This is a genomic window from Nitratireductor sp. PBL-C9, from assembly GCF_050877045.1.
In the GTDB taxonomy this organism is placed as follows: Bacteria; Pseudomonadota; Alphaproteobacteria; order Rhizobiales; family Rhizobiaceae; genus Nitratireductor; species Nitratireductor aquimarinus.
This window is the reverse complement of the sequence record NZ_JBPAXW010000007.1, coordinates 125,254-151,119: the sequence shown is the minus strand read 5'-3', so window position 1 is coordinate 151,119 and position 25,866 is coordinate 125,254. Positions and strand designations below refer to the sequence as shown.

Genomic DNA, 25,866 nt, shown 5'->3' with positions numbered 1-25,866 from the left:
CGAAAGCGGCTTGGCAAGATGCTTCGCACGCGATTGTGAAGCCCCGGAACTTGCACGTTACGCGGGCGTGTAGTTCAATTTTAATCGGGAAGTTTGGGGTTTCGTTATGTTTTGAAGCTAAGCTTCTCAAGACTACGGGTAGAAACTTCACACATGCAGCGGGGGGCGCTCATGAAACGATTTTTCTTTGCTGTAGCCATTGCAGGCATGATTCTTTCTGGCGGCGTGGACCAAAGCTTCGCTGCAAGCCTGGTGGCTAAGGTCAGTGTATCCAAGCAGACCATGACGGTGATGCATCGCGGACGTGTTCTGCATCGCTGGCGTGTTTCCACGGCGCGGCGCGGTTATGTGACCCCGCGCGGGCAGTGGAGACCGAAGCGGATGCACAAGATGTGGCATTCGCGCAAATACAACATGTCGCCCATGCCCTATTCGATCTTCTATTATGGCGGTTATGCCATCCACGGCACCAATGCCGTCTCCAGGCTGGGAAGTCCGGCCTCGCATGGCTGTGTGCGGTTGCACACAACAAATGCGAAGCGGCTTTACGCGCTGGTGAAGAAGATCGGACCGGGAAACACGCGAATCGTCGTGACGGACTGACGGGGCTGACGGGGGCTGACGGGCAAGCGCAGGCGCGCTTCCGCTACATCTGCCAGCGTTTGTGGAACCACATCCACTGGCCGGGGTCTTCGCGCACCCAGCGTTCGACCACGTCGTTGAGCATCTGGGCGCTGGCCTCGATGTCGATGACGCCGTCGGCGTTGCGGGGCAGGGCGACCTTGTCTTCCACGATCAGGCGGTAGCGGCCGCCGGGCAGACGCTTGCAGCGCGCCGGGTAGACATCGCACTCATACTGCCGCGCAAGCTTTGCGAGCAGCGGATTGGTGCGGCATTCACGGCCGAAGAAGCGGGTCTTCACCCCCTTGCGGAATTTCTGATCGACCAGAACGCCGATATTGCCGCCATCGTCGAGAACGCGGGCAAGCTGGAGGGCTGCACCGGCCTGAGAGGGCACGAGCCCGCCCATGGCGCTGCGCCTGGTCTCGAGAATGTAGTCGGCGACAAACGGGTTGTTGGGCGGACGAAAGAGCGAGGTGGTGGTCAGATCGAAGCGGGCTGCGGCAATGGGCAGGAACTCGAAATTGCCCATATGGCCGGTGAAGAAGATGTGCGGGACACCCTTTTCCTCGCGCAGCCGCTTGAAGATCTCCACGCCTTCCACTTCGACGCGGCCGGGCGTCTCGGCTTCCGGGTCGAAATCGAACAGCTTGTCGAGAAACACGTATTCGACGGCGAGACGCGCCATGTTGCCCCACATGTCGCGGGCAATGGTCTCGATCTCGGCGTCGCTCTTTTCGGGATAGGCCTGACGCAGATTGTCGACGGCGAGGCGATGCCGTCCGACCTTGGGGCCGAATGTGCGCGCGACCCGGTCTGCCAGATTGAGCGCCTTTTCAGGCGGCAGGCGGCGCAGCAGCGCCAGAACGCCGATCACCAGTTTGGCGGTCAGCCAGTATTCCAGCGTCTTCAGACGCCTGCCGAGAAGGAAAAGAAAGCGCTTCATGCTGGATGGATCAGTCGACGCGCAGGATGATCTTGCCGAACACGTCGCGGCCTTCCATGCGGGCGAGCGCCTTGTCGATGTCGTCGAAGCTCACTTCGGTGTCGATGACCGGCGAAGCCAGCCCGCGCGCCATCTTCTGCATGGCGTCGGCCATGTTTTCCATGCGGCAGCCGAAGGAACCGAAGATCTTGAGCTGCTGCTGGAAGAGCTGCATCAGGTTCATGCTGGTGGAGACGCCGGAGGTGGAGCCGCAGGTGACGAGACGGCCGCCGCGCTTCATGCACAGAAGCGAGCCTGCCCAGGTGTCTGCGCCCACATGCTCGAACACCACGTCGACGCCGCGCTTCTTCGTGATCTTGCGCACCACGCCCTCGAAACGGTCTTCGCGGTAGTTGATGACGTGATCCGCGCCGAGTGCGCGGGCTTTCTCCATCTTGTCGTCGGAGCCGACCGTGGTGATGACGGTGCAGCCCATGCTTTTGGCGAGCTGGATGGCGGCGGTGCCGATGCCGGAGCCGCCGGCCTGGACGAGGATCGTCTCGCCGGGCTCAAGCTTCGCATTGTCGAACAGCATGTGCTCGACCGTGCCGAAGGTGACGGGCGCAACGGCTGCGCCGATCTCGTCGACGCCGGGCGGTGCGGGGACGAGGAGGCGGGCCGGCAGGTTGATCTTTTCCTGCGCAAAACCATCGAGATGGAAGCCATGAACGCCGGAGACGTGCTCACACAGATTGTCACGGCCTTCGCGGCAGGGGCGGCAGAGGCCGCAGGTGCGCGCGCCGTAGATGGAGACGAGCTGGCCGGGGAGCAGGTTGCTCACGCCGGGGCCGACCGTCTCGACCACGCCGGAGGCTTCCGCACCGACCACGAGCGGCATCTTGCGCTTGGCGAACGCCATGCCGCGCCAGCCCCAGACATCGATGTGGTTGAGCGCGACGGCGCGGATCTTCAGCGTCACTTCTCCCTGTCCGGGAGCGGGGGGCGGCGCAAGATCGACGGTTTCAAGCTTGCGGTCGGCGACGAGTTGAAGTGCGCGCATCATGTCTTCCGATGTTCTGGCTGGTGGTCTGTTTCCGGCATTTGCGTTCGATCCGTTTCGGGGATGAGCGCCAAGGCTGGAAAAAGGAAGGCCACCGGCAAGTTTGCGTTTCCGGCGGAACGATCAAATTCGGCGTTCGTGGAGCGCGACACACCGCGCAGGCACCGAACGCCAAACGCATTCCACCGGTCTGAACCGGTCGATTAGACCGGTTCCCTGGCCATGACAAGGCAGGTGTTCTGTCCGCCGAAGCCGAACGAGTTGGAAAGCACGGTCGAAACCTGTGCCTCGCGCTTCACGTTCGGCACGACGTCGAGCTCGATGGCCGGGTCGGGCGTGTCGTAATTGATGGTCGGCGGAATGACGCCTTCGCGCATGGTCATGAGCGAGAAGACGGCTTCCACGGCGCCGGCGGCCGAGAGGGTGTGGCCGATCATCGACTTGTTGGACGAGATGGGCAGCGTCTTCATGCGCTCGCCGAAAACGGTCGACAGAGACATGTGCTCCATCTTGTCGTTTTCCTGCGTCGAGGTGCCGTGCGCATTGATGTATTCGATGTCTTCGGTCGACATGCCGGCGTCAGCGAGCGCGGCGCGGACTGCGCCGATGGCCGGCGAACCGTCCGGCTTGGACCGGGTGCGGTGGAAATCGTCGGCCTTTTCGCCGCAGCCGCTCATGATGCCGAGGATCTCGGCGCCACGGGCAAGGGCGCTTTCGAGCGATTCCAGAACCAGTGCGCCTGCGCCCTCGGCCAGAACGAAGCCGCTGCGGTCCTTGGAGAAGGGGCGCGATGCCTTTTCGGGATCGTCGTTCTGGGTGGTGAGCGCGGAAAGGAGCGAGAAGCGGATAAGCGCTTCGGCTGTCGCCGAACCGTCTGCGCCAATGGCGAGCGCGCGGTCGCATTCGCCGCGGCGGATCGCTTCCGTGCCGAGCTGAATGGCGGTCGCGCCCGATGCGCAGGCCGTCGACAGGGTGATGGGCAGGCCGCGCGTGCCGTAACGTTCCGCAAGGCGGTCGGCGATGGTGCCGAACTGGCTTTCCTCGAAGAGTTCGGTGGCGTGCGCCTCGCGGGCAGCCTCGATCAGCGAGGTGTTGCCATTGTGCTCGCGGGCCTTGGCGTAGAGCGCCAGGCGGTGATGCCAGTCAAGCTCCACCGGGGGCGCTGCAAGGAACAGGGGGGCGCCGAAATCGGACGCGGGAAGGCCCGACTGTTCGATGGCTTCCGCCGCAACCAGATCGGCAAGCTCATGCGTATGGACGCTTGCGCCACGGGTGCTGGACGACAGGAAGTCGACCATGCCGGAAATGGTGGTGGCGAGATGGTCGATGGGAAAGCGCGTGATGGGATGGATGCCGGAACGGCCATTGATCAGCGCATCCCAGTTTTCCGCACGTCCCTGGCCGAGAGAGGTGACAACGCCCATGCCGGTGACGGCGATAACGGGTCTTCCAAAGCTGTCGGTCGTTTTCACGTGATCGCTTTCTCTAAATCTTCCGGCTCATAAACTTACGGGCCCGGGCCTTCCCGACTGTCGGGTCAGGCTTTGGTGATGAGCCCCATGCCCTCATAGCAGTGATAACCGACGGCCGTTGCCAGAACGGCGTCGAGGCTGCCATCGAATGCGGCTTCGCGCTGATCGTCAAATGCAGGGTAGGCCTGTCCGTGGTGAACGGCGAGCGCTGCAAGCGCCACGGCGAAGGGGAACTGCGCCTCCTTCATGTGGCCGGTGAGCGAGGAGAAGCCGCGCAGCGCCATGTTCTCGCGGCTGCCAAAGGCTTCCAGCTCGGCAGCGGTTGCCTCATGCGCGCCCGATGCGCCCGAGAGCGCCATGAGCGGTGCGCCGGGCAGCTCGAGCCGGTCGATCATTTCGGAAACGCCTGCGGCAAGCGGCTCTGCCTTGCGGCGGCTGCGGCGGGAAACGACGGGGCCGATGGCGGCATAGGCCTTGCGGCCGCGCTTTTCGGCATGCTCGCGCGATTCCAGAACCAGGAAGGCCGCGCCGGAGCCGGTGACCACGCCGCCGCCTTCGCCATTGGCGCGCTGCCAGACCGGCGCCCAGTCACCACGGTGCAGAAAGCCGCCGAGCTCGTAGGCGAGCAGCATGTCGGAATGCTCGGTCTGGAAGGACGCGCCCACCAGAACGTGCGAGGACTGGCCGGAGCGGATGCGGGCCGCAGCCGTCTCGATGGCCGAAACGCCAGCGCCTTCCTCGCCCATGAAGGTGCGGGACGAGCCGGTCACCTTGTGGACGATGGAAATATTGCCGGCGGCCAGATTGGAAAGCTGCGCCAGGAACAGGGTCGGGCGCAGCTCGGTCGTGAGCTTTTCGTTGAGAAGCAGATCATGATCGCTGCGCTCGAGCGATGCGGCGAGAATGCCCTCATCCACGGTCTCGTCGCGCTCGCCGCCACCGGCGGCCACAACCATATCCATGGAGGCGCAGAGCGCCTCGTCACCCTTCATGTCGGCGTCATCGAGCGCCAGACCGGCTGCATAGGTGCCCAGGCGCTGCCAGGTCTCCATCTGCCGCTGATCGCCGCGGCGCGGGATCTGCTGACCCCAGTCGATCTCGGGAAGGGGGTGGATGGTGTAGGGCGCGAAGCGCTCCTTATCGAGCACGGGAGCCGGCGTGCCGGCTGTCAGTGCCTGCCAGTGGGCGTCCGCGCCCTCGCCAAGCGAGGAAACGATGCCCATACCGGTGATAACTACGTCGCGCGGGCTCATGCCTGCCTCTTCAACGATGCGGTGTCGGAAATGCGATCAGCCGGCCTTGGCGGCCACGAGGTCGTCGATCTTGGCGCACAGGTTCTTCATGACGAAATACTCTTCCGTCGAAACCTTGCCGTCATTGACTTCCTGGGTCCACTTCTCGAGCGGAACCTTGATGCCGAATTCCTTGTCGATTGCGAACACGATGTCGAGGAAGTCCAGGCTGTCGATGCCAAGGTCGTCGATCGTGTGGCTCTCGGGGGTGATTTTCTCGCGGTCGATCTCGCTGGTCTCAGCGATGATGTCAGCAACCTTGTCGAATGTCGTCACTTGGGGCCCTCAGGTCTGGGGAGATTCTTTTACAATTGGATGATCGGGGGTCTCTAATCGGTTTTTCGCGGCAGGAAAAGGGCTAAGGCTCCGGGCGATGCCGGTATCAGTTGAATTTGATCCTTGCCGAAGCATGCAGATTGTCGCCTCCGCGTGACAAAATAATGGCCTCGCCCTCACGCGCCTGACCACCGATCAGCGCCTGTATGATCTCAAGATGGGTGATCATGATCAGGTTTCCGGATCCGGTGTATTCGTTGATTCGCTTCAGAATTTCAGCTTTCTGCTGTTCGAGCGCGGCATCGTCGGCCGGCAGGTCCAGAGCCTCGAAGATTTCGACCGGGCCTGCGCCGAAGGCCTGCGTGGCGGTGTCGCGGGCGCGGCAGTAGCGGCTGGTCAGCACCTTTTCGACCGGCGCGGCGCGTGCCTCGATCAGTGCGCCGATGCGGCGTGCCTGCAGGCGACCGCGCTCCGAGAGGTTGCGCTGCGTGCCACAGTTCTCGATGTCGAAATTGGCCGGATCGCCATTGCCCGGTGCGATGGCATGCCGCATCAGAACCACCTGACCGCCATTGCGCAAAAGCGCCCAGCCGGCTTCCGTCGCCTGTGCTGGCAATACGCCGAGAAGAAGGGCGATGACGGCGAGCAATCGAAACATGTGGCAATCCTCAAAATATACTTCTTCTGAAGCATATAGGCATGTGGGGGCAGCTTGAAAGGTGCCTTGCCGTCGCTGCCCCGCCACGATCCCCGGCGCATGGGGCTGGGCGGCCGGGCGGCACGGAAGCGGGGAGGCACGCCTGCTGGGCCAGTTTCGCGCGCTGCTTGTCCAGCGGCTTTCCTTCCACCTGGGTTTGCGTCTAAAGAGGCTGCATGTCGCCACTTGTCGAAACTGTTGCCTTCGTCTTCGGTCTCGTCGCTTTCGGCTATATCTCCGGGTGGACCGGGTTGCTGAAGACGGAGACCGGCGAAGCGTTGAGTGAGTTTGCCGTTACCATTGCGGTTCCGCTTTTGTTGTTTCGCACCATGGCGGGGGCGGAGTTTGGCTCCAGCATCCCCTGGGCGCTCTGGTTCACCTATTTCAGCGCCGTCGGCGTTGCCTGGGTCGCAGGGCACTTCACCATCATGCGGTTTTTCGGCCGCGATGCGCGTGTCGGCGTGGTGGCGGGCCTGTCCACCAGTTTCTCCAACCTTGTTCTGCTCGGCATTCCCTTCATGCTCGGTGTTTACGGGCAAGAGGGGTTCGAGGTGCTGTCGCTGATCGTGTCGATCCACCTGCCGGTGATGCTGGGGGCATCGATCCTTCTGTTCTCTCTGGTCGGGCGCAAGGGAACGGGCGCAATCGGTATTGCCCGCGAGTTCCTGACGAAGCTTTTCTCAAGCCCGCTGATCCTGGGCATCGTCGCGGGGCTTCTGTGGCGCTTCTCGGGGCTTGAAATGCCCGCCCTTGGTACGCGTTTCGTGGATGCGCTGGCCAATGTGGCGGGGCCGGTGGCGCTGTTTGCCATGGGGCTTGGCCTGAACCGGTTTGGCATTACGGGCGATGTGCGTCCGGCCATCGTGATCGCGGCGCTGAAACTTTTCCTCATGCCCGCCGTTGCCCTCGGTGTGGCGCTGGCGGTCGGACTGCCGGCCTTCAGCGCGCAGGTTGCGGTGGTGGCGGCAGCGCTCCCCTCCGGGGTGAACCCTTATCTGATCGCCTCGCGGTTCGGCACCGGACAGGCTCTGGCGTCGAACGCGATGACCATCGGTACGCTCTTTGCCGTATTTACGACGGCATTCTGGCTGTCAGTGGTCCACTGGATCTATCAATAGGGCCAGACAGCCCCTAGTCGCTGACGTCTGGACCATTAGGTTGCTGCGCAAAACAAAAGGAGAAGCAAATGCTTCAGAAAACAAATCATTTCCTGCGTCAGGCGAACTTCATCGACGGAGCCTGGGTCAACGCGGATTCGGGGCAGACCGTCGATGTTTTCAATCCGGCCAATGGCGAAAAGATCGGCACCGTGCCGCGTTCGGGCGGTGCAGAAACGCGCCGCGCCATCGAGGCTGCCGAAACGGCCTTCCATTCGTGGAAGAAGACCTCGGCGGCGCACCGCGCAACGCTGCTGCGCAGGCTGCATGACGCGATCATGGACAATCAGGACGCGCTGGCCGAACTGCTGACCATGGAGCAGGGCAAATCGTTTGCCGAGGCAAAGGGCGAGGTCGGCAGCTCGGCGGCCTATATTCTCTGGTATGCGGAAGAGGGCCGCCGGGTTTACGGCGATGTGGTGCCGTCGCCCTGGGCAGACCGCCGCATTCTCGTGACCAAGGAGCCGGTGGGCGTCATTGGCGCGATCACGCCGTGGAACTTCCCGTCCTCCATGCTGGCGCGCAAGCTCGGTCCGGCGCTGGCGACGGGCTGCACCGCCGTGGCGAAGCCTGCTTCGCAGACCCCTTATTCGGGCCTTGCCTGGGGCGTTCTGTGTGAAGAAGCCGGTTTCCCGAAGGGCGTGGTGAACATCGTCACCGGTTCGGCTTCCGAGATTGGCGACGAGCTGTGCGAAAACCCGCTGGTGCGCAAGATCACCTTCACCGGCTCCACCGAGATCGGCAAGCTTCTGATCCAGAAGACGGCCGGCACGGTGAAGAAGGTTTCGATGGAACTCGGCGGCAATGCGCCGTTCATCGTGTTCGACGATGCGGATCTGGACCGCGCGGTCGAGGGGGCGATTGCCGCCAAATATCGCAATTCGGGCCAGACCTGCGTTTGCACCAACCGCTTCTTCGTACAGGCCGGCATCTACGACAAATTCGTGGAGAAGCTTTCGGCTGCTGCCGACAGGCTGAAGGTCGGCTCGGGCCTTGAGGAAGGCACGCAGCAGGGCCCGCTGATCGACGAGAAGGCGGTCGAGAAGGTCGAGGAACTGATCGCCGACGCCACCGGCAAGGGCGGCAAGGTGACGGCCGGCGGCGCGCGCCACGCGCTGGGCGGCTCGTTCTTCCAGCCGACCGTCATTTCCAACGCCAGCTCCGACATGCGTTTCATGCAGGAAGAGATTTTTGGCCCGGTGGCCCCGGTCTTCCGATTCGAGACGGAAGAAGAGGCGATCAAGCTTGCCAATGACACGGTGTTCGGTCTGGCCTGCTACTTCTATACGGGCGATCTGGGCCGCGCCTTCCGCGTGATGGAAGGGCTGAAATACGGTCTGGTGGGCGTCAATGAAGGCATCATCACCACGGTGGAAGCGCCGTTTGGCGGTCTGAAAGAGTCCGGCATGGGCAAGGAAGGCGGCCATCAGGGCATCGAGGACTATCTCGACACCAAATATGTGTGCATCGGCGGCCTCGGCCTCTGAGCCACAATCGGCTGAAATTGAAAACCGGCGTCATCGACGCCGGTTTTTCTTTGCCCGTTTTTCGCGCCCGTTTTTCGTGTGGGCGCATGGATGCGACAACCCGGTGGTGGAACTGCGGTCAGGGCGCGGGTTATGTAGTGGCCTGGCAATGCTGGTGAATCGGAGGGACGACATGGCGGCGCAACGCGCGAACGGAAAACAGCGCCTCATTCTTGCAGGTGTTGGACTGCTGGTGGCTTCTGTCGCCATCTATGCGGCATTCCGGCTGTTTGCCCCGCCGCCGCCCGAAATGGATACTGCCTACAACACCGTGAGCCGTGATGGTCTCTATCAGGTGATGTTCGAGCCGGAGACGCAGCCGGTGCCGCTCAATGAGACCCATGACTGGGTGGTGGTGATCACCACGCCGGAGGGGGCTGCGGTCGAGAATGCGCAGATTTCCATCGATGGCGGCATGCCGGATCACGGTCATGGCCTGCCGACCGAGCCCGAGGCCAGCGAGAATCCGGGCGAGGGGCGCTACCGCGTGGAAGGCATGCGCTTCAATATGGGCGGGCATTGGGAAATCCGCATCGGGATAGACGCCGAACCCGGCCTCGACGAGGCGGTGTTCAATCTGGATCTCTGACGATGGGGATGGCGCGACGCCTTTTCGTGTCGTTTGTCCTTGGCGGGCTTGTCGCGCTTGCCGGTTGCGATTCTTCCGAACTGAGCGAGGACGAGAAGGCAAAGATCGCGTCGCTTTCCATTGACGCGCTGGGGCCGTTGCCGCCGTCACCCGGCAACCGGTTTGCCGATCATCCGCGTGCAGCGGCTTTCGGGCAGCTTCTGTTCTTCGAGGAGGGGTTGAGCGGCGAGGGGAATGTCTCCTGCGCCACCTGCCACATGCCCGATCTGCAGTTTCAGGATGGTCTGCCGCGCGGTGTCGCGGTGGGCGAAAGCGACCGGCGCACCATGCCGCTGGCGGGCACGGGGTGGAATGTCTGGCAGTTCTGGGACGGGCGGCGCGACAGCCTCTGGTCACAGGCGCTGACGCCGCTGGAAGACCAGCGCGAGCATGCCGGCAACCGGACCGCCTTCGCACACTACATCGCGGCGACATATCCGGACGGCTATGCAGAGGTTTTTGGCGCGCTGCCGGAACTCGACGGGCTGCCGGCCAATGCCAGCCCGCTTGGCAATGAGGCCGAGCGCGCGGCCTGGGCCGCGATGGGCGAGGAAGAGCGTGATGCGGTGAACCGGGTGTTCGCCAATCTGGGCAAGGCAATCGGCGCGTTCGAACGCACGCTGCACCCGCCCGAAACCCGCTTTGACCGGTTTGCGCGCGCCGTGGCGGCGGGCGAAGTGGCAAAGGGCGACGCCGCCTTCAGCGATCTGGAGCAGGAGGGGCTGAGGCTGTTCATCGGCAAGGCGAACTGCCTCGAATGCCACAACGGCCCGCGTTTCACCGACGATCATTTCCACAATACCGGCGTTCCGCCCGTCGCAGGGCTGCCGGACGATCTGGGCCGCGCCAAAGGCATGGCGGATGTTCTGGCCGATCCGTTCAATTGTCTTGGACGCTACAGCGACGCCGCCCCGGAGGCCTGCGAGGCGCTGCGCTTCATGCAGCGCGATGCGGCGGTGATGGAACGGGCCTACAAGACGCCGTCGCTGCGCGGGGCGGCCAGCAGACCGCCCTATATGCATGCGGGCCAGATCGACACGCTCGACGGGGTGATCGATCATTACAGCACTGCGCCGGAGGCTGTTTCCGGGGAAAGCGAGATTCGCGGCGTGGTGTTCACCGACCGTGGACGGCGGGCGCTGATCGCCTTTCTGAAGACGCTCGACGTTGAACCCGGCAGCGAGCCGATCAGCGGTCCCCCTAGCGATCCTTGACCGTCTCCATCGTCACGAAGGTGGATGTGCGCGCCACATGGGGCAGGGCGGAAATGCGCTCGCCCAAAATCTTGCGATAGCTGGAAATGTCGCGCGTGCGCACCTTGAGCAGATAGTCGAAACCGGCTGCCGTCATGTGGCACTGCTCGATCTCGGGAACCGCGAGAACGGCCTTGTTGAAGGCGGCAAGCGCCGATGAGCGGGTGTCTTCCAGCTCCACCTGCACGAAGGCGATGTGACCCTCGCCGATGCGCGCCCGGTCGATGATGGCCGAGTAGCCACGGATGTAACCATCCTTCTCAAGCCGGCGTAAGCGCGCCTGAACCGGGGTCTTGGAGAGCCCGACCCGGCGGGCCAGTTCGGCGATGGACAGGCGGCCATCCTTGGTCAGCGCGTCCAGTATGTTGCGGTCGATGCGGTCCACACGTTCTGTTGACATGGGAATTTCGTCCCTATGGGTGTTCTTGCTGCGATCAACATAGTCCATTTGGCTTGTCGACGGCAACTAATCAGCCCGATTGGCTGTTTTTGTTATGCTATGATCGCCCGAATGGCGGCGATGGGAGCGCCGCGAAGACCTTTCCAGCCATCTGAGGATGTTATGCAGAACAAAGCGCCCGCAAACTTGCGAGAGGACATCAGAGCCCATTATCTGGCCGATGAGGCCGAGGCTCTGCGCAGGCTGATCGAGCTTTCCGGACTGTCGCGGGAGGACCGCCAGCAGATTTCGAAGCGCGCCGCCGATCTCGTGCGCAATGTGCGCGCATCAAGCGACATGGACCTGATGGAGGCTTTCCTCTCCGAATACGGTCTTTCCACCGAGGAAGGCGTTGCGCTGATGTGTCTGGCCGAGGCGCTGCTGCGCGTCCCGGATGCTGAAACGATGGACGATCTGATCCGCGACAAGATCGCACCGCATGACTGGTCGGCGCATTCGGGCGAATCCGCCTCGATCTTCGTGAACGCGTCCACCTGGGCGCTGATGCTGACGGGCCGGGTGCTGGACGATGAAGGGCAGGGCGTGGAAGCCACGCTGCGCGGGCTGGTGCGCCGCATGGGCGAACCGGTGATCCGCCGCGCCGTATCGCGCGCCATGCGTGAGATGGGCGAGCAGTTCGTTCTGGGCCGCACCATCGACGAGGCGCTGAAGCGCGGCAAGTCGATGGAAGAGAAGGGCTACACCTACTCGTTCGACATGCTCGGCGAAGCGGCCCGCACCGAGGTCGACGCACTGCGCTACCTCAAGGCCTATGGCGACGCCATCGCATCGCTGAAGCGTTTTTCCAACCGTGACGACATTCGCGCCAATCCGGGCATTTCGGTCAAGCTTTCCGCGCTGCACCCGCGCTATGAGGCGACGCAGAAGGAACATATGCTGCCGGTCATGGTGGAGCGGCTGAAGAGCCTTGCGCTCGCCGCCCGTGACGCCCGCATGGGGCTGAACATCGATGCCGAAGAGGCAGACCGCCTCGACCTCTCGCTGGATGTGATCGAAGCCGTTCTGTCCGATCCGGATCTGGCCGGCTGGGACGGGTTCGGCGTGGTTGTCCAGGCATTCGGGCAGCGCGCGCCCTTTGTCATCGACTGGCTGAACGACCTTGCAACACGGCTTGACCGCCGCATCATGGTGCGGCTGGTGAAGGGCGCTTACTGGGACACGGAAATCAAGCGCGCGCAGGTGCTCGGGCTTGACGGTTTCCCGGTTTTCACCCGCAAGTCGAACACGGATGTGAGCTATATCGCCTGTGCGCGCAAGCTGCTGGGCATGACGGACCGCATCTATCCGCAGTTCGCCACCCACAATGCGCACACGGCGGCGGCGATCCTCGCCATGGCCACGGACAAGAGCGCGTTTGAGTTCCAGCGCCTGCACGGCATGGGCGAAGCGCTGCACGAGGCCGTGCGCAAGAGCGAGGGCACGCGGTGCCGCATCTATGCGCCGGTCGGTGCGCATCAGGATCTGCTGGCCTATCTGGTCCGCCGCCTTCTGGAAAATGGTGCGAACTCCTCCTTCGTTCATCAGATCGTCGATACCGATGTGAGCGCGGAAGAGATTGCAGCCGATCCGTTTGCCGCAGTCGAGGCGGAAGCCAAGGCGACGAATACGGCAATTCGCCGTCCTTCGGAGATCTTTGGCGCAGGACGCCGGAATGCGAAGGGCTGGGACGTGACCGATCCGGTCACCATGGCCGAACTCGACGCGGGCCGTGCGCCCTTTGCCGCGCCGCACCGGTGGGACGCCGCGTCCATCACCCGCGCCATTACCCAAGCCAGGGGGGGCAAGGGTGAAACGCGCGATGTCATCAATCCGGCGAAGCTCGGCGAGATCGTCGGTTCGGTGCAGGATGCGACCAGCGAACAGGCTGCGGCGGCGGTGGAAATCGGCCTGAAGGCGCAGCCGGCCTGGGCCAAAACGCCGGTGGCCGAGCGCGGCGCGATCCTGCGCCGGGTTGCCGACCTTTATGAAGAGCATGCCGCCGAGTTCTTCGCGCTTGCCAACCGGGAGGCCGGAAAATCGCTTGCCGATGGCGTTGCCGAGGTGCGCGAAGCGGTCGACTTCCTGCGCTATTATGCGCGTGAAGCGGCCCATGTGGAGAAGGACACGGATGCGCGCGGCGTCATCGTGTGTATTTCGCCCTGGAACTTCCCGCTTGCCATTTTCACGGGCCAGGTCGCAGCCGCGCTGGTGACAGGCAATGCCGTTGTGGCCAAACCCGCAGAGCAGACATCGCTGATTGCGGCGCGCGCCGTGGCGATGATGCACGAAGCCGGTGTGCCGGCGGATGCGCTGCAGCTTCTGATCGGCGATGGCCCGACCGTGGGCGGGCCGCTGACGGCTGATCCACGCATTGCAGGTGTGTGCTTCACCGGCTCGACGGAAGTGGCGCGTCTGATCGAGCGCCAGCTTTCTGCCAATGCCGGACCGGAGGCGATGCTGATCGCCGAAACCGGCGGTCTCAATGCCATGATCGTCGATTCCACCGCGCTGCCGGAGCAGGCGGTGCGCGACATCGTGGCCTCCGCGTTCCAGAGTGCGGGACAGCGCTGCTCGGCGCTGCGCATGCTCTATGTCCAGAAGGATGTGGAGGACCGGGTTCTGGAAATGCTCAAGGGCGCGATGCAGGCGCTCAGCATTGGCGATCCTTGGGACGTGTCGACGGATGTGGGGCCGGTGATCGATGACGAAGCGCTTCAGACCATTGGCGGCTATGCGCAGCAGATGACGAGCAAGGGCCGTCTGATCGCGGCGCTGGATGTGCCGGCTGGCGGGCGTTACGTGGCGCCGGCGGCATTCAAGGTGTCGGGCATCGGCGAAATGGAGCGCGAGATCTTCGGGCCGATCCTGCATGTGGCAACCTTCGACGCAGAAGACATCGACAAGGTGATTTCCGACGTCAACGCAAAGGGTTATGGCCTGACCTTCGGGCTTCACACACGCATCGATGCGCGTGCGCAGCATGTGGTGGACCGGGTTCATGCGGGCAATATCTATGTGAACCGCAACCAGATCGGTGCGGTCGTTGGCTCCCAGCCATTCGGTGGTGAAGGGCTTTCGGGCACCGGTCCCAAGGCTGGCGGTCCTCACTATCTGCGCCGTTTCCGCCGTGGTTCGGAAGGCGCGGGCGCTGCGCCTGAGGGGGCCGTTCTCTCTTCCGGCACGCTGGACAGGTTGATGCCGGCAGTGGACGGCAAGTGGGCTGCGCGTGCGGACCGTCTGCCGGCGCTGCGCAAGATCCTGCGCGGGCAGGCGCAGGCGGCCATGGCGGCTGCCGCCGCGCTCGATCAGGGCCCGGTGGATTTGCCCGGACCGACCGGTGAGGCCAACTCGCTGATGCTGACGCCGCGCGGACGCGCGCTCTGCCTCGGCGCGGATGAAGACACGCTGATGGCGCAGGTCGTGCAGGCGCTGGCTACGGGCAATGCGGTTCTGGCCGTTCATCCCGAGGCGCGTCGCATCCTGAAGCCGCTGCTTGGTCAGGGGCTTCCGGTTGAAGCTGCAGACGGTGTGGCAGCGCCCGAGGCGCTGGGCGCGCTGAGGCTCGACCTGGTGGCGGCCAGCGGTGATGCCGCATGGCTGAAGAGCCTGCGCGGCGCGCTTGCCGGCCGGGACGGGGCCATCGTGCCGCTGGTGATCGAGCCGATCTATCCGGCAGCCTATGCCCATGAACGCGCCATCTGCGTCGATACGACAGCGGCGGGCGGCAATGCGAGCCTTCTGGCTTCGGTCTAGCGGAACCACAGTTCAGGCGATTGTCCTGATGCAGAAAGAAAAACGGGCGGAGAGAAATCTCCGCCCGTTTTTCGTTCTGTTAGCGCCGGAAGGCGAGAGGCACCGTGAAGCCCCAGCTTGAACGGCCTGCGCCACCCGGAATTCTGGGGAAGGGGGCGGCGCGGCGCACGGTGTCGACAGCCGCCTGATCAAGTATATCCGAGCCGGAGCTGCGAACGATGCGTATGGCGCTGACCGATCCATTGCGCGCAATGGTGAAGCGGACATGAGCTTCGCCCTTCAGGCGCTGGCGCTTGGCTGCGCTGGGATAGCGCTGCGCTCTACGAAGCTTGGTCCTCACCTTTCCGGGATAGTTGGAAACCTGCGCATTGCCGCTTTGGGTGGCGCGGGCGGTCTTGCGGCCCTCGGTCGCCTTCCGGGCGTTCTCGCGGCCGGATGCGGTGCCGCGGCGTGCATCCTGCTGGTCTTTTCCTCTTGAGCCGGCCTGACGCTTCTTCGGCGGTGCGGCTTTCGCCACCTTCTGCCTGCGTTCTACCTTGGGTTTGGGAGGCGGTGTATAGGCGGGGCGGGGTGTGGGAACCGGCACCTCGGCGAGGGCTGCTACGACCTGCGCGTTTTCGACCGGTTCGACAATTTCTTCAGCGGTCTCGGCCTCTGGGGCCTGCTCGACGGGCTCCTCTGCCTCCACCGGCTGCACCGGAGATTCTTCGCTTACGCTTTCCACGGTGGCGGCGCTTGTCGCCTCAACCGCAGTCTCGGTCACGATTTCGGCCACGGTTTCCGGCTGAACCGTTTCGGTTGCCGTTTCCGTTAAGGGCTCGGCCTCGTCAACGGCGTCGCCCGCGGACACCATGTCGGCAAAGGCATTGCCGGCTAGGGCGATCTCTGTCACGCCGCCACCGGCAATCTCGATATCGGGGGTACGCTCCATCACATAGACGGCGGCGCCGGCATGCACTGCCAACGAGACCGCGAGTGCTGCAGCCCATTTCCATGCCCGCATCTTCATTGCGGCACACGTTCGGTGATGATGCTGATCCGGCTTGCGCCGGCGGCTTTCAGCGCGCCGACAATGTCGACCAGCTTCGCAGCCGGCAGTTCGCGATCGGCGGCGACCTTGATTTCAAGCTCGCGGGCGGCTGTTTCGCCGAGCGTGTCGACACGCTCCAGCATGAAGCTCTGCGCATCCGTGGCGGTTCCACGCAGGCGCATTTCGCCCTCACTGGTGACGAAAAGGGCGTCCGGTGGCTGAGACCGATCCGCCTCGATGGTGGAAATCAGGCTGACATCATTGTCGAGCGGCGGGGTGAGGGTGCCAGCGACAAGAAAGAAGATCAGCATCAGGAAGACGATGTTGATCAGGGCAATCGTGCTTTCCCGCTGACGTGTCTGTGTGGGACGGGCAAGGCGCAGCATGGGGATTACCTCGCGACGGAAAGATTAAGTTGCGTGTTGCGGCGGATGCGCTCGACGGCGCTGACGAGGTCCTGTGACGTTAATTCGCCCCGAACGAGCAGAACGGCGGTCTCTGCGCCGGCTACCTGCAGGCGCGCAAGCTCGAGGATGGCGGCATCCTCGGCCAGTGTCTGGCCATTGATGCGCCAGCCGGCCGGATCGTCCACGCGGATCAGCACGTCCGGCGGCTTGCCGCCGGCGGAGGCCGAAGCCGGTCCGCCTGAAATCTCGACCTTGGCGAAGCGCGTGAAGGTGGAGGTCAGCATGAAGAACAGAAGGAGCAGGAAGATCACATCGATCAGCGATGTGAGCGAAAGCGGCTTTCGCTTCCTGACCCTGATTGCGTCAATGCGCATGGCCTTCACCCGTCACGAGCCTCGGCGTGCTGGCGCTGACCGGCGTGGCTCCGGCTTCCGCGGCCTCGATTGAAGCGTGCGAAAGCACGGTGGCGGTCATGGTTTCGATGGCGACGCGCTCGTTTTCGATGCGGGTTTCAAACCAGGTGAGCACCAGCGAGACCGGCATGGCGACGGCAAGGCCGCAGGCCGTTGTCAGAAGGGCCACCCAGATGCCGCCTGCAAGCAGGGACGGATCGACCGAATTGCCCGCTTCCTGAAGCTTCTGGAACGCCTCGATCATGCCGAGAACGGTGCCGAACAGGCCAAGCAGCGGGGCAACCTGGGCAATGGCGTCCAGCGCGCGGAAGCCGCGTTGCAGATCATGCAGGCGGCCAAGCGCCAGACGGCTCACCTCATCCTCAATGGCGCTCTTGTCGGCTTTGGCCGCTGCGAGCCGCATGGTGGTGGAGAGCGTTTCCTCCAGCGGCGAACGGGCATTGGCGAGCATGGCCCGCGCCTCGCCCTGATTGTGGTGGAACCAGGCGTGAAGCGCCCGGTTGGACCGTCCATGCCGCCCCACGCGCTCGCGCTGGAACTGAAGGAATTTCAGAAGGATCATCGCCAGGGCGAAGACCGAGAGCACGAGCAGGATGGCAACGACAGGGCCGCCCAGCTTGAGAAAGGAGCCGATGGAGTTGATGACGCCGTCGAACATGTTTGGCATTCCCGTGGTGTCGCAGTTTCTGGTTATTTGCCGAAGGTGACGGAGCTGCGGCTCGTCGCGTTCAGTCTGGCGATGCAGTCGCCCGCCTGAACGCCGTCACCCTCACAGGCGTCGGCATCGTTGATCAGGACGCGACCGATGGCGTCGCAATCGGTATCGGCCAGATCGAAGCGGCTGACTTTCGTCTTCTCGTCCGGAAGATCCTTGAATTCGAGCTTCATGAGCCGTTCGACAAGCCCCTGCCTGTTGAAAAGCGCAATCTCGTAGACGGTCCTTGTGACGTCGCTGCCAAGGCTGTTCTTCACCACGAAGGTGATCCGGCACCCTTTGTCGCTCTTCTCAAGCGCATTGAGTTCGAGGTCGATCATGCCTTGAGGAGCGTTTTCGGCCAGGGCCGGACTGCCGCCTGCCGCCGCCAGCACGAGGCTGGCGGCGAGGAAACGGGCGGAGACGGATAATCGTGATGGCATTCTATCCTCCAAAACGCACGGTCGCGCCGAGCTTTACGGTCAGGCCGGGCTGCGCGAAGACGCCATCGGACGTGTCGACGATGGGCAGCACGTATCTCTTATCGAAAAGATTATCGACGCGGAAATCAAACCGAAGATTCTCGGTGGGCTGATAGTTCGCGTAGAGATTGACCAGCGTGTAGTCCTTGGCAAAGGAGGAGCCGCTGGGCGCCTTGTTGAACTGGACTTCACCGCCGAGCGTCAGGCGACGTTCAAGAAAGCGCATGCCGCCATCCACCGTGACGCTGGCTGACGGAATGGTGGTGAGATCCTTGCGCACGCCGCTGCGGTCGGTCTGGTGGCCATCGATGATGGAGGCGCTGAGGCCCGCGAAGTAACGCCCTGCATCATAGCGGCTCTCAAGCTCGAAGCCCTGAATCCTGGCCGAATACATGTTCTGGTACTGGGCGCACATGGTGTGGCCGAGGCTGGTGCATTCGCTGCCCGGCGTCGCCGGGAAGGTGGGGATGGTGATGTAATCCTTGATGTCGTTGTGGAAATAGGCCGCCTTGAGACGCAGCGTGTCATCGGCCTGAATGAGCCCGTCAGCCTTGTAGTTGACGCCTGCTTCCCAGGTCTTGCCGGTTTCCGGCTTCAGGTCCGGATTGGGCAGGAAGGCGAAGGAGCGGCCAGGTCCCATGGAATGGGTGCCGGTGATGTAGGCTTCGGATGTGTTGGGCGCGCGGTAGCCCTCGGCATAGGAGCCGTAGACCTGAAGGCCGGAGAGTGCGCCTTCGCTGAAGGGCGAGACGCCGATGCTGAGGCGCGGCGAGAAACGGTCGCCAGAACTCTTGCCTGCCCCTTCCAGTTCGTAGGAATCGTAGCGCAGCCCGGCGACGATCTCGAGCCAGTCATAGGTGATCTTGTCCTGAACATAGGCGCCCCAGACAGAGCGTGTGCCGGTGGGGTTGTAGGTGTCGGCGGCCCCGTTGCCGGTCTTCGAGGTGAAGTCGTCATAAACCCAGTCGCCGCCGACTGTCAGTTCGTGGGCGAACAGACCGGTCTCGAAATAGGAGGTGTTCCAGATGTCGAGGCTGCTCGTGCGCAGGTCGTAGCCGGTTGTGCCGGGGCGTGTTCCGGTATCGGTCTGGCGCAGGTCGAGATCGTTGATCGCGCCCTTGATGTTGAGGTTCACCCACTTTTCCTCGGCGTCGGAGATCTTGAACTCTCCGGTGAACATGTCGCTGTCGAGGCGGTAGTCGCGGGTTGCCTTGGAGGACCACTCGTCGCGCGAACCGGTCCAGCCAAGCGTCAGCTCGCTGTTTTCCGTCGGCTTGATGGTGCCCTTGAGGTGGCCGGACAGCACGTCGAAACCGGAATGGCCGACACGCACGCCGCCGCCATCCTTGTAGTCGCCATAGTCGCGCCAGACGATGTTGCCGAGAATGGAGGCGGCTTCATTGAAGCGGTATGCGCCGACGGCGCTGGTCGTCCAGCCGGAGCCGTTTGATTCGTAGCGGCCGGTCAGCGACAGGGCGTAATTCTCGTCGTCGCGCAGGAAATCTTCGGCCTTTTTTGTCTCGAAATAGACCACGCCGCCGATCGCGCCGGAGCCGAATGTGTTGGCGCTGGGGCCGCGGATCACATCGACCTGCTGCACCAGTTCCGGGTCCAGCCAGAACATGCGGGCGACCTCGTGGCCGGCCTTGTGGAAGTTCTGGCGCGCGCCATCGACGATGACCGCGACACGGCCGGCATCCTGCAGGCCGCGAATGTTGATGTTGCTGACGGCGGGGCGGCCGTTCGAATAGACCTTGATGCCCGGAACGCCGAAGAAGATGTCGTTGGCATTGCTCGCCATGCGGCGCTCAAGCTCTTCACCGCTGATCTGGCTGACCGAGGCGAGCGTGTCGAGCGCGCTGTCGCCGGTGCGGCTGACCACGGTGATGCGGTCGAGAAGCGTGACGCTGCCTGCAGCGTCCGCCATCATCATGGAAGGGGCTTCCTGCGCCATGGCGCCCATGCTCAGCGCCAGCGTCATGAGGGAGGTTCCGCACAACAGGCCGAGCCGTCCGTTTAAACTGTTATCCTGCATTCCCGCCTTCTCCAGAAAACAAACTCAACGGGCCGACTGGCACTGGCTTGTCGACGGTTAACCGGCTAGGAAATTTATCTTGATAATTTCACTCCGGTATTGCGGTGGCTATAAAATATGATAATAAAAGTCAAGAAAGCGGAGGGGCGAATTTTTCACCGTGATGCGAGCCGTCGCAAGCACATTCAAAAAGGAGGTTTTTTCCAATGAAGACCTATTTGTCGATCGACCCGCAGGGGCAGGCGGATATGCAGCATCTGGCCGCCAGACATGGAACCGTTACACCTGACCGTACGATCTCGAGCGTCGATCTGTTCGGTGGCCGCCGTGAAATCGGCATCGAGCACCATGGTGCGTATTACCGGCTGAAGATCACCCGTCAGGGAAAGCTAATTCTCAACAAGTAGGTTTACAGAATGACTGTTCAGGCTGTTCGCGCGCCTGAGGTGATCAGGCGCGCCCGCAACGAAAACCCGAAAATGCGTGAGCGCGACCTGGCGCTCAAACTCGGTGTCTCCGAAGCGGAACTGGTTGCGGCTCACATCGGTGAGGGTGCAACGCGCATCGAACCGAATGTTGCTGCTCTTCTCCCCTTGCTCGAAGCGCTGGGCGAGGTGATGGTTCTCACCCGCAATGAAAGCGCGGTGCATGAAAAGGTCGGCGTTTATGAGAAATGCTCAAGCGGCGCGCAGCATGCGATCGTGCTGGGCCGCGACATCGATCTGCGCATTTTCCCGGGGCGCTGGGCATTCGGATTTGCGGTGGAAAAACGCGACGGCGACACGGTTCGGCGCAGCCTGCAATTCTTTGACGCGGCGGGCGACGCCGTCCACAAGGTTCATCTGCGGCCGAAATCCAACCTCTATGCCTATCAGAACCTCGTCGAGGAGCTGCTTCATCCCGAGCAGGATCCGCAGATCGAGGTGCAGGCCGAGAAAATCGTCGATGACGTGGTCAGCGAGGAGCTTCCGGCTGCCGATCTGCTGCGCGAGCGCTGGAGCGCGATGACGGATGTTCATCAGCTCTTCAACATCCTGCGCAAGCTGAAACTGACGCGGCATCAGGCCGTTCACCTGATCGGTGAGGATTACGCCTGGCGGCTGGAAGAGGACGCGCTGACGACGATGCTCCACGAGGCGGTGAGCGGCGAAGTGCCGATCATGTGCTTTGTGGGCAGCAGCGGCTGTATTCAGATTCACACCGGAGCGATCCAGACCGTGAAGCCGATGGGACCGTGGATCAACATTCTCGATCCCGGCTTCAACCTTCATCTGCGCACCGACCATGTGAAAGAACTCTGGGCCGTGCGAAAGCCGACCAGGGACGGGCATGTGACCTCCATGGAAGCCTATGGCGCCGATGGCCAGCTGATTGCGCAGTTCTTCGGCGAGCGGCTGGAAGGGCGCGCGGAGCGCGATGACTGGCGCGCCATGGTCGAAGGCCTGCCACGGCTTGAATGCCGGCAGGTGGCCTAGGGAGATCAACTGACCCATGCCTATCACCGAATTAATGAGCGGCCGCGTCCTTTTGGGCGGCGCGGTCCTGATCGCTGGCCTTATGGGTGGCGTGGCCCCCGTGGCCATGGCTGATGAAGCGCTGCCGAAGCCTTTTGCCGACACTTCGAAGGTTGTAAGCATTGGTGGCGCGGTCACCGAGATCGTCTACCGTCTCGGGGAAGAAGACAGGCTCGTCGCCCGCGACCAGACGAGCATCTATCCGGCTGAAGTCAAGGAACTGCCGGATGTCGGCTATATGCGCGCCCTCTCTCCCGAGGGCGTTCTTTCCGTGGGTCCGAGCGCCATTCTGGCATCCGAAGGCAGCGGACCGGCGGAGACCATGGGGGTTCTTGAAAAGGCGGGCATCCCACTGGTTACCGTGCCGGAGGGTTTCGACCGTGAGGCGATCCTGCGCAAGGTGCGGGTGACGGGTGCAGCGCTGGGCGTGAACGACAAGGCCGAGGCGCTCGCGCGTGAACTGGAGGCGGATCTCGAAGAAGCCGAGTCGCTGGCGCAGGAAAGCGGTGAAGAGAAGCGTGTTCTCTTCATTCTGAGCGTTCAGGCGGGACGGATCATGGCTGCAGGCCGGGACAATGCCGCCGATGGCATTATCCGCATGGCCGGGGGCACGAACGCCATGGACGGTTTTATTGGCTACAAGCTCGTCTCCGAAGAAGCCGTGATCGCCGCCAAACCGGATGTGGTTCTGATGATGTCACGCGGCGAAAGCAGCGAACATGCATCGGATGACATCATGGACAATCCAGCAATCGCTTCCACGCCGGCCGGAGAAAACCGGGTGCTGATCCGCATGGATGGCTCTTATCTGCTCGGTTTCGGTCCGCGCACGGCGGATGCGATCCGCGAACTCTCTAAGAAGCTGCATGGCGCGGGCCCGGTGGTCGACTGACATGGCTGTGCGTGAAGAAATGGCGCCAGCTTCCTCATGGCGCTGGCGCGATGCGGTGGATGGCGATCGCTCCATGCGGGCGAAAGCGGTCATCCTCGCTCTCGTCGTTCTCTATGTCCTCCTGTTCCTGTTCAGCCTTGGTTCCGGGGCGTCCGACACCTCGTTTTGGGATGCGGCGGTTGCCTGGCTTGGCGGCGGCAGCGAAGCACTGTCGCTGCGCGACCGCGTGGTGATCAACGACATTCGCCTGCCGCGCATCGTGCTTGGCACGCTGGTGGGGGCGTCGCTGGCGGTTTCGGGCGCGGTCATGCAGGGGCTGTTCCGCAACCCGCTTGCCGATCCCGGCATTGTCGGCGTTTCGTCCGGCGCGGGGCTGGGCGCGATCACGATCATCGTTCTGGGCGGCACCGTGCTTGCTCCGGTGATCGGAGTGCTTGGCATCTACGCGCTGCCGCTGGCGGCATTCTTCGGCGGCCTTGCCTCGACGCTGCTTCTTTACCGCGTGGCGACGCGGCGCGGGCAGACCTCGGTTGCCACCATGCTTCTGGCCGGCATCGCGCTTGGCGCACTGGCGGGGGCGCTGTCGGGCATACTCGTCTTCATCGCCGACGATCAGGAATTGCGGGACCTGACCTTCTGGGGGCTTGGCTCGCTGGCCGGTGCGACATGGGCGAAAATCTGGGCTGCCGGCCCGTTCATTCTGGCGGGGCTTCTGGTCACGCCGTTTCTGGCGCGGGGGCTTGACGCAATGGTGCTGGGCGAGGCGACGGCCAATCATCTGGGCGTGCGCGTGCAGCGGGTGAAGAACACCGCCATCGTCACCGTGGCAGCCGCCACGGGCGCATCGGTGGCCGTTTCGGGCGGCATCGGCTTTGTCGGCATCGTTGTGCCGCATCTCCTGCGGCTCACCATCGGCCCGGAACACCGCTACCTGCTGCCGGCTTCGGCGCTTCTGGGGGCAAGCCTTCTGCTCGTGGCGGACGCGATCAGCCGCGTGGTCGTCGCGCCAGCGGAACTGCCGATCGGCATCGTGACCGCCGCCATCGGCGCGCCGTTCTTCCTTTGGATCCTGCTGCGGCAGAGAGGATTGTTGGATCTGTGATGTCGATTGAAGTCAGCAATCTTGGTGTGCGGGGGGGGCGCAAGCAGATCCTCTCGGATGTGGCGCTTTGTGCAAGGCCCGGTGAGGTGACTGCCATTGTCGGCCCCAACGGATCTGGCAAGACGACCTTCCTCAAAGCGATCTCGGGCGATCTGCCTTTCACGGGAATGGTGCGGATCAATGGCGCATCGCTTCACGGCATGAAGCCATGGGAGGCGGCGGGGCACAGGGCCGTGCTGCCGCAGGCGAGCGCGCTGTCCTTTCCCTACAAGGTCCGCGAAGTCGTGAAGCTGGGCCTGTTGAGCGGCCGCTCGGGCACAACCCGCGCCGAACAGGAGCGTTTGCCCGAAATCGCGCTTGAGCGTGTCGATCTCGGCGGCTTTTCAGGGCGGTTCTATCAGGAACTGTCGGGCGGCGAGCAGCAGCGTGTGCAGCTCGCCCGTGTGCTCTGTCAGGTCTGGCGTCCGGTGCTTGACGGACAGCCGCGCTATCTTCTGCTCGATGAGCCGGTGTCGAGCCTCGACATCAAGCATCAGCTCATCATCATGGATATTGCCGCGCAGTTTGCAGCGGCCGGTGGCGGGGTGCTGGCCGTGCTGCATGATCTGAACCTGACGGCGCGTTTTGCCGACCGGGTGGCCATGATGCATCGCGGAAAACTGGTGGCGACGGGAACGCCGGCGGAGGTTTTCAACGACACGCTGATTTCTGACGTGTTCGAATGCCGGATACAGGTGGGCGTGCCGCCCGTGGGGGCATTGCCCTATATACTGCCGCAGTCCGCGCAGCTTTGAGAGAAATGCCAGAAAACGCAGGACCGAAATAAAGAAAAGGACCGTCAAACTGGCGGTCCTTTTTCTCAAATTTCGCTTTTCTAGCGCGCCGCTGCGCGCTCGGGTAACTCGTCCAGACCAAGCCGGAAGCGCATATCGGGCTTGGAATCGGCCAGATCGCGAATCGTATAGCTGCCCAGAACCTCGAAGAAGGCATTGAGCGCCTTGCGCAGAGCCTCGTTCAGGCCGCAGCTGTCGACCAGCGGGCATTCCGCATCGTCGTTTTCGAAACACTCCGCCATGGCGAAATTGTCTTCGGTCACGCGCACCACTTCGAACAGGGTGATGTCTTCTGCCGGCTTTGCAAGGCGCACGCCGCCATTGCGGCCGCGCACGGTTTCCACGAAACCGTTCTCCACGAGGGGCTGAAGGATCTTGAACAGGAACAGGTCGGAGAGCGAATACGCCTTCGCGATCTCCGAGATGCGGCTCAGACGACCTTCATTGGCCGCGCAGTACATGAGGATGCGAATGGCGTAGTTGGTTTGTCGCGTTAAGCGCATAACAATCCTTTCAGATAACGTTCCCGTAATATGGCTTATTGTTTAGAATAATTCCAGAGTGAGTCTGATAAAATCTGACAAAGCAAATCAACTTTATGTGCCTTGCGAACGGGTGTCCGCGCAAGGGCGCTGAACGTGCGTTTATGCGAATTATGTTGCGTTGCACAATATTGAGACGCTAGGGGAATGGGTGCCCAGCCTGAAATGGTGAAAGCAATCAGTCCCGGCTGCTTTGTGTGACCGGGCGCAGGGGCGTTTCGGTCGCATGCAGCCCACTTGCTGGCGGCGAGCCGATCCGCTGAATGAAGGACTACTCTGCCGCGTTTTTGTGTCCGGTCGGATGCGCCCGCGCTGCTGCAGAATTTGACAGGGAAGGCTCAGCTCATGAACGCACATGTTCTTGAAGCGCAGATCGGCGGCGGCACGACCGTTTCCGATTGGGTGGTTGTCGATCAGTCGATGATCGACCGTTTCGCCGATTGCACCAACGACCATCAGTGGATCCATGTGGATCGCGAGCGCACGGAGCGCGAAAGCCCGTTCGGCAGGCCCGTGGCGCACGGTTTCCTCACGCTGTCGCTCTTATCAAGCCTGTCTTATGACTGTGGCGCGTGGCCGGTGCATCTGGGCACGATCATCAATTACGGCCTCGACAAGCTGCGCTTTCTGGCGCCGGTGAAGGCTGGCAGCCGCGTGCGCCTGCGCAGCACGCTGAAAGGTATCGAGGAAAAGGCTCCGGGCCGGCTTCTCGTGCGTCATCACGGCGAGGTGGAGATCGAGGGCGAGGACACGCCCGCGCTCGCAGCCGAAACCATTATCATGCTTATTCTCGAGGAAAAGGCCGGCTGAGCCGGCCTTCCGG

26 protein-coding genes are annotated in these 25,866 nt (G+C 63.0%); 12 read left to right on the top strand and 14 right to left on the bottom strand.

Translation table 11 applies throughout. The features are described from left to right. Positions 1-171 precede the first annotated feature (171 nt). A complete protein-coding gene (locus tag ACRTG1_RS15810; protein WP_113155050.1) occupies positions 172-603 on the top strand; it encodes a L,D-transpeptidase in 432 nt (143 codons plus the stop codon). Positions 604-646: 43 nt separating this feature from the next. Here ACRTG1_RS15810 and ACRTG1_RS15805 read toward each other — a convergent pair whose 3' ends face one another. The 6 genes from ACRTG1_RS15805 to ACRTG1_RS15780 all read right to left on the bottom strand — a co-directional run bounded on the left by ACRTG1_RS15805 (position 647) and on the right by ACRTG1_RS15780 (position 6,304). Beyond that, entirely contained in the window at positions 647-1,567 is a 921-nt protein-coding gene (locus ACRTG1_RS15805; protein WP_113155051.1) for a lipid A biosynthesis lauroyl acyltransferase, read from the bottom strand. Between the two features lie 10 nt (positions 1,568-1,577). Next, positions 1,578-2,606 (bottom strand): zinc-binding dehydrogenase, encoded by a 1,029-nt coding sequence (locus tag ACRTG1_RS15800; protein ID WP_206552677.1) that lies wholly within the window; start codon positions 2,604-2,606, stop codon positions 1,578-1,580. Positions 2,607-2,809: 203 nt separating this feature from the next. Continuing rightward, positions 2,810-4,030, bottom strand: coding sequence for a beta-ketoacyl-ACP synthase (locus tag ACRTG1_RS15795; protein ID WP_432516640.1), 1,221 nt, complete (start codon positions 4,028-4,030; stop codon positions 2,810-2,812). 113 nt (positions 4,031-4,143) lie between these two features. After that, the gene (locus tag ACRTG1_RS15790; protein ID WP_206552675.1) at positions 4,144-5,331 is read right to left on the bottom strand and encodes a beta-ketoacyl-ACP synthase; all 1,188 of its coding nucleotides are present in this window, start codon (positions 5,329-5,331) and stop codon (positions 4,144-4,146) included. A gap of 36 nt (positions 5,332-5,367) precedes the next feature. Continuing rightward, positions 5,368-5,646 carry an acyl carrier protein gene (locus tag ACRTG1_RS15785; protein ID WP_007009717.1) on the bottom strand — a complete coding sequence of 93 codons (279 nt, stop codon included), beginning with the start codon at positions 5,644-5,646 and terminating at the stop codon, positions 5,368-5,370. 106 nt (positions 5,647-5,752) lie between these two features. Next, entirely contained in the window at positions 5,753-6,304 is a 552-nt protein-coding gene (locus ACRTG1_RS15780) for a histidine phosphatase family protein (protein ID WP_206547663.1), read from the bottom strand. A 215-nt stretch (positions 6,305-6,519) separates the two neighbouring features. Between ACRTG1_RS15780 and ACRTG1_RS15775 the strand changes: the two genes are divergently transcribed. The 4 genes from ACRTG1_RS15775 (at position 6,520) to ACRTG1_RS15760 (ending at position 10,868) form a co-directional block, all read left to right on the top strand. Beyond that, complete coding sequence (locus ACRTG1_RS15775; RefSeq protein ID WP_432516554.1) at positions 6,520-7,461, top strand: AEC family transporter; 942 nt, start codon at positions 6,520-6,522, stop codon at positions 7,459-7,461. A 68-nt stretch (positions 7,462-7,529) separates the two neighbouring features. Continuing rightward, positions 7,530-8,987 (top strand): NAD-dependent succinate-semialdehyde dehydrogenase, encoded by a 1,458-nt coding sequence (locus tag ACRTG1_RS15770; protein WP_206545421.1) that lies wholly within the window; start codon positions 7,530-7,532, stop codon positions 8,985-8,987. 172 nt (positions 8,988-9,159) lie between these two features. Beyond that, on the top strand, positions 9,160-9,615 hold the full coding sequence (locus tag ACRTG1_RS15765) for a FixH family protein (protein WP_432516553.1): 456 nt from the start codon (positions 9,160-9,162) through the stop codon (positions 9,613-9,615). 2 nt (positions 9,616-9,617) lie between these two features. Continuing rightward, positions 9,618-10,868, top strand: a complete 1,251-nt coding sequence (locus tag ACRTG1_RS15760) for a cytochrome-c peroxidase (protein ID WP_432516552.1) — start codon at positions 9,618-9,620, stop codon at positions 10,866-10,868. On the opposite strand, the gene ACRTG1_RS15755 is transcribed toward ACRTG1_RS15760, so the two are convergent. Further along, a complete protein-coding gene (locus ACRTG1_RS15755) occupies positions 10,855-11,307 on the bottom strand; it encodes an Lrp/AsnC family transcriptional regulator (RefSeq protein ID WP_113155057.1) in 453 nt (150 codons plus the stop codon). The genes ACRTG1_RS15760 and ACRTG1_RS15755 overlap by 14 nt on opposite strands. Before the next feature lie 162 nt (positions 11,308-11,469). On the opposite strand from ACRTG1_RS15755, the gene putA reads away from it, so the two are divergent. Further along, positions 11,470-15,099, top strand: coding sequence for a bifunctional proline dehydrogenase/L-glutamate gamma-semialdehyde dehydrogenase PutA (putA, locus tag ACRTG1_RS15750; RefSeq protein WP_432516551.1), 3,630 nt, complete (start codon positions 11,470-11,472; stop codon positions 15,097-15,099). 79 nt (positions 15,100-15,178) lie between these two features. On the opposite strand, the gene ACRTG1_RS15745 is transcribed toward putA, so the two are convergent. Genes ACRTG1_RS15745 through ACRTG1_RS15720 form a run of 6 tightly spaced genes read right to left on the bottom strand, consistent with a single transcriptional unit; the run spans position 15,179 to position 20,160 of the window. Next, entirely contained in the window at positions 15,179-16,108 is a 930-nt protein-coding gene (locus ACRTG1_RS15745; protein WP_432516550.1) for a TonB family protein, read from the bottom strand. Further along, positions 16,105-16,515: an ExbD/TolR family protein gene (locus ACRTG1_RS15740; RefSeq protein ID WP_206547657.1), complete on the bottom strand. Its 411-nt coding sequence runs from the start codon at positions 16,513-16,515 to the stop codon at positions 16,105-16,107. The genes ACRTG1_RS15745 and ACRTG1_RS15740 overlap by 4 nt, the downstream gene beginning before the upstream one ends. A gap of 5 nt (positions 16,516-16,520) precedes the next feature. Next, positions 16,521-16,910, bottom strand: coding sequence for a biopolymer transporter ExbD (locus ACRTG1_RS15735; RefSeq protein ID WP_113155060.1), 390 nt, complete (start codon positions 16,908-16,910; stop codon positions 16,521-16,523). Beyond that, positions 16,900-17,607, bottom strand: coding sequence for a MotA/TolQ/ExbB proton channel family protein (locus ACRTG1_RS15730; RefSeq protein ID WP_283800452.1), 708 nt, complete (start codon positions 17,605-17,607; stop codon positions 16,900-16,902). Before ACRTG1_RS15730 ends, ACRTG1_RS15735 begins: the two co-directional genes overlap by 11 nt. Before the next feature lie 32 nt (positions 17,608-17,639). Next, complete coding sequence (locus tag ACRTG1_RS15725) at positions 17,640-18,086, bottom strand: hypothetical protein (protein WP_206547655.1); 447 nt, start codon at positions 18,084-18,086, stop codon at positions 17,640-17,642. A 1-nt stretch (position 18,087) separates the two neighbouring features. Beyond that, complete coding sequence (locus ACRTG1_RS15720) at positions 18,088-20,160, bottom strand: TonB-dependent receptor domain-containing protein (RefSeq protein WP_432516549.1); 2,073 nt, start codon at positions 20,158-20,160, stop codon at positions 18,088-18,090. A gap of 248 nt (positions 20,161-20,408) precedes the next feature. On the opposite strand from ACRTG1_RS15720, the gene hemP reads away from it, so the two are divergent. From hemP to ACRTG1_RS15695, 5 genes are read left to right on the top strand one after another with little or no spacing between them, the layout of a single operon-like run. Beyond that, the gene (hemP, locus tag ACRTG1_RS15715; RefSeq protein ID WP_222473968.1) at positions 20,409-20,567 is read left to right on the top strand and encodes a hemin uptake protein HemP; all 159 of its coding nucleotides are present in this window, start codon (positions 20,409-20,411) and stop codon (positions 20,565-20,567) included. Between the two features lie 9 nt (positions 20,568-20,576). Then, positions 20,577-21,635 carry a hemin-degrading factor gene (locus ACRTG1_RS15710; RefSeq protein ID WP_206545413.1) on the top strand — a complete coding sequence of 353 codons (1,059 nt, stop codon included), beginning with the start codon at positions 20,577-20,579 and terminating at the stop codon, positions 21,633-21,635. A gap of 16 nt (positions 21,636-21,651) precedes the next feature. After that, positions 21,652-22,566, top strand: coding sequence for a heme/hemin ABC transporter substrate-binding protein (locus ACRTG1_RS15705; RefSeq protein WP_432516548.1), 915 nt, complete (start codon positions 21,652-21,654; stop codon positions 22,564-22,566). 1 nt (position 22,567) lies between these two features. Further along, positions 22,568-23,668, top strand: a complete 1,101-nt coding sequence (locus tag ACRTG1_RS15700; protein WP_206993463.1) for a FecCD family ABC transporter permease — start codon at positions 22,568-22,570, stop codon at positions 23,666-23,668. After that, positions 23,668-24,462 (top strand): heme ABC transporter ATP-binding protein, encoded by a 795-nt coding sequence (locus ACRTG1_RS15695; RefSeq protein WP_432516547.1) that lies wholly within the window; start codon positions 23,668-23,670, stop codon positions 24,460-24,462. Before ACRTG1_RS15700 ends, ACRTG1_RS15695 begins: the two co-directional genes overlap by 1 nt. 80 nt (positions 24,463-24,542) lie before the next feature. Here the strand turns inward: ACRTG1_RS15695 and rirA are convergent, their stop codons facing one another. Then, positions 24,543-25,004 (bottom strand): iron-responsive transcriptional regulator RirA, encoded by a 462-nt coding sequence (gene rirA, locus ACRTG1_RS15690; protein WP_113155067.1) that lies wholly within the window; start codon positions 25,002-25,004, stop codon positions 24,543-24,545. A 384-nt stretch (positions 25,005-25,388) separates the two neighbouring features. Between rirA and ACRTG1_RS15685 the strand changes: the two genes are divergently transcribed. Next, positions 25,389-25,853: a MaoC family dehydratase gene (locus ACRTG1_RS15685; protein ID WP_432516546.1), complete on the top strand. Its 465-nt coding sequence runs from the start codon at positions 25,389-25,391 to the stop codon at positions 25,851-25,853. Positions 25,854-25,866 lie beyond the last annotated feature (13 nt).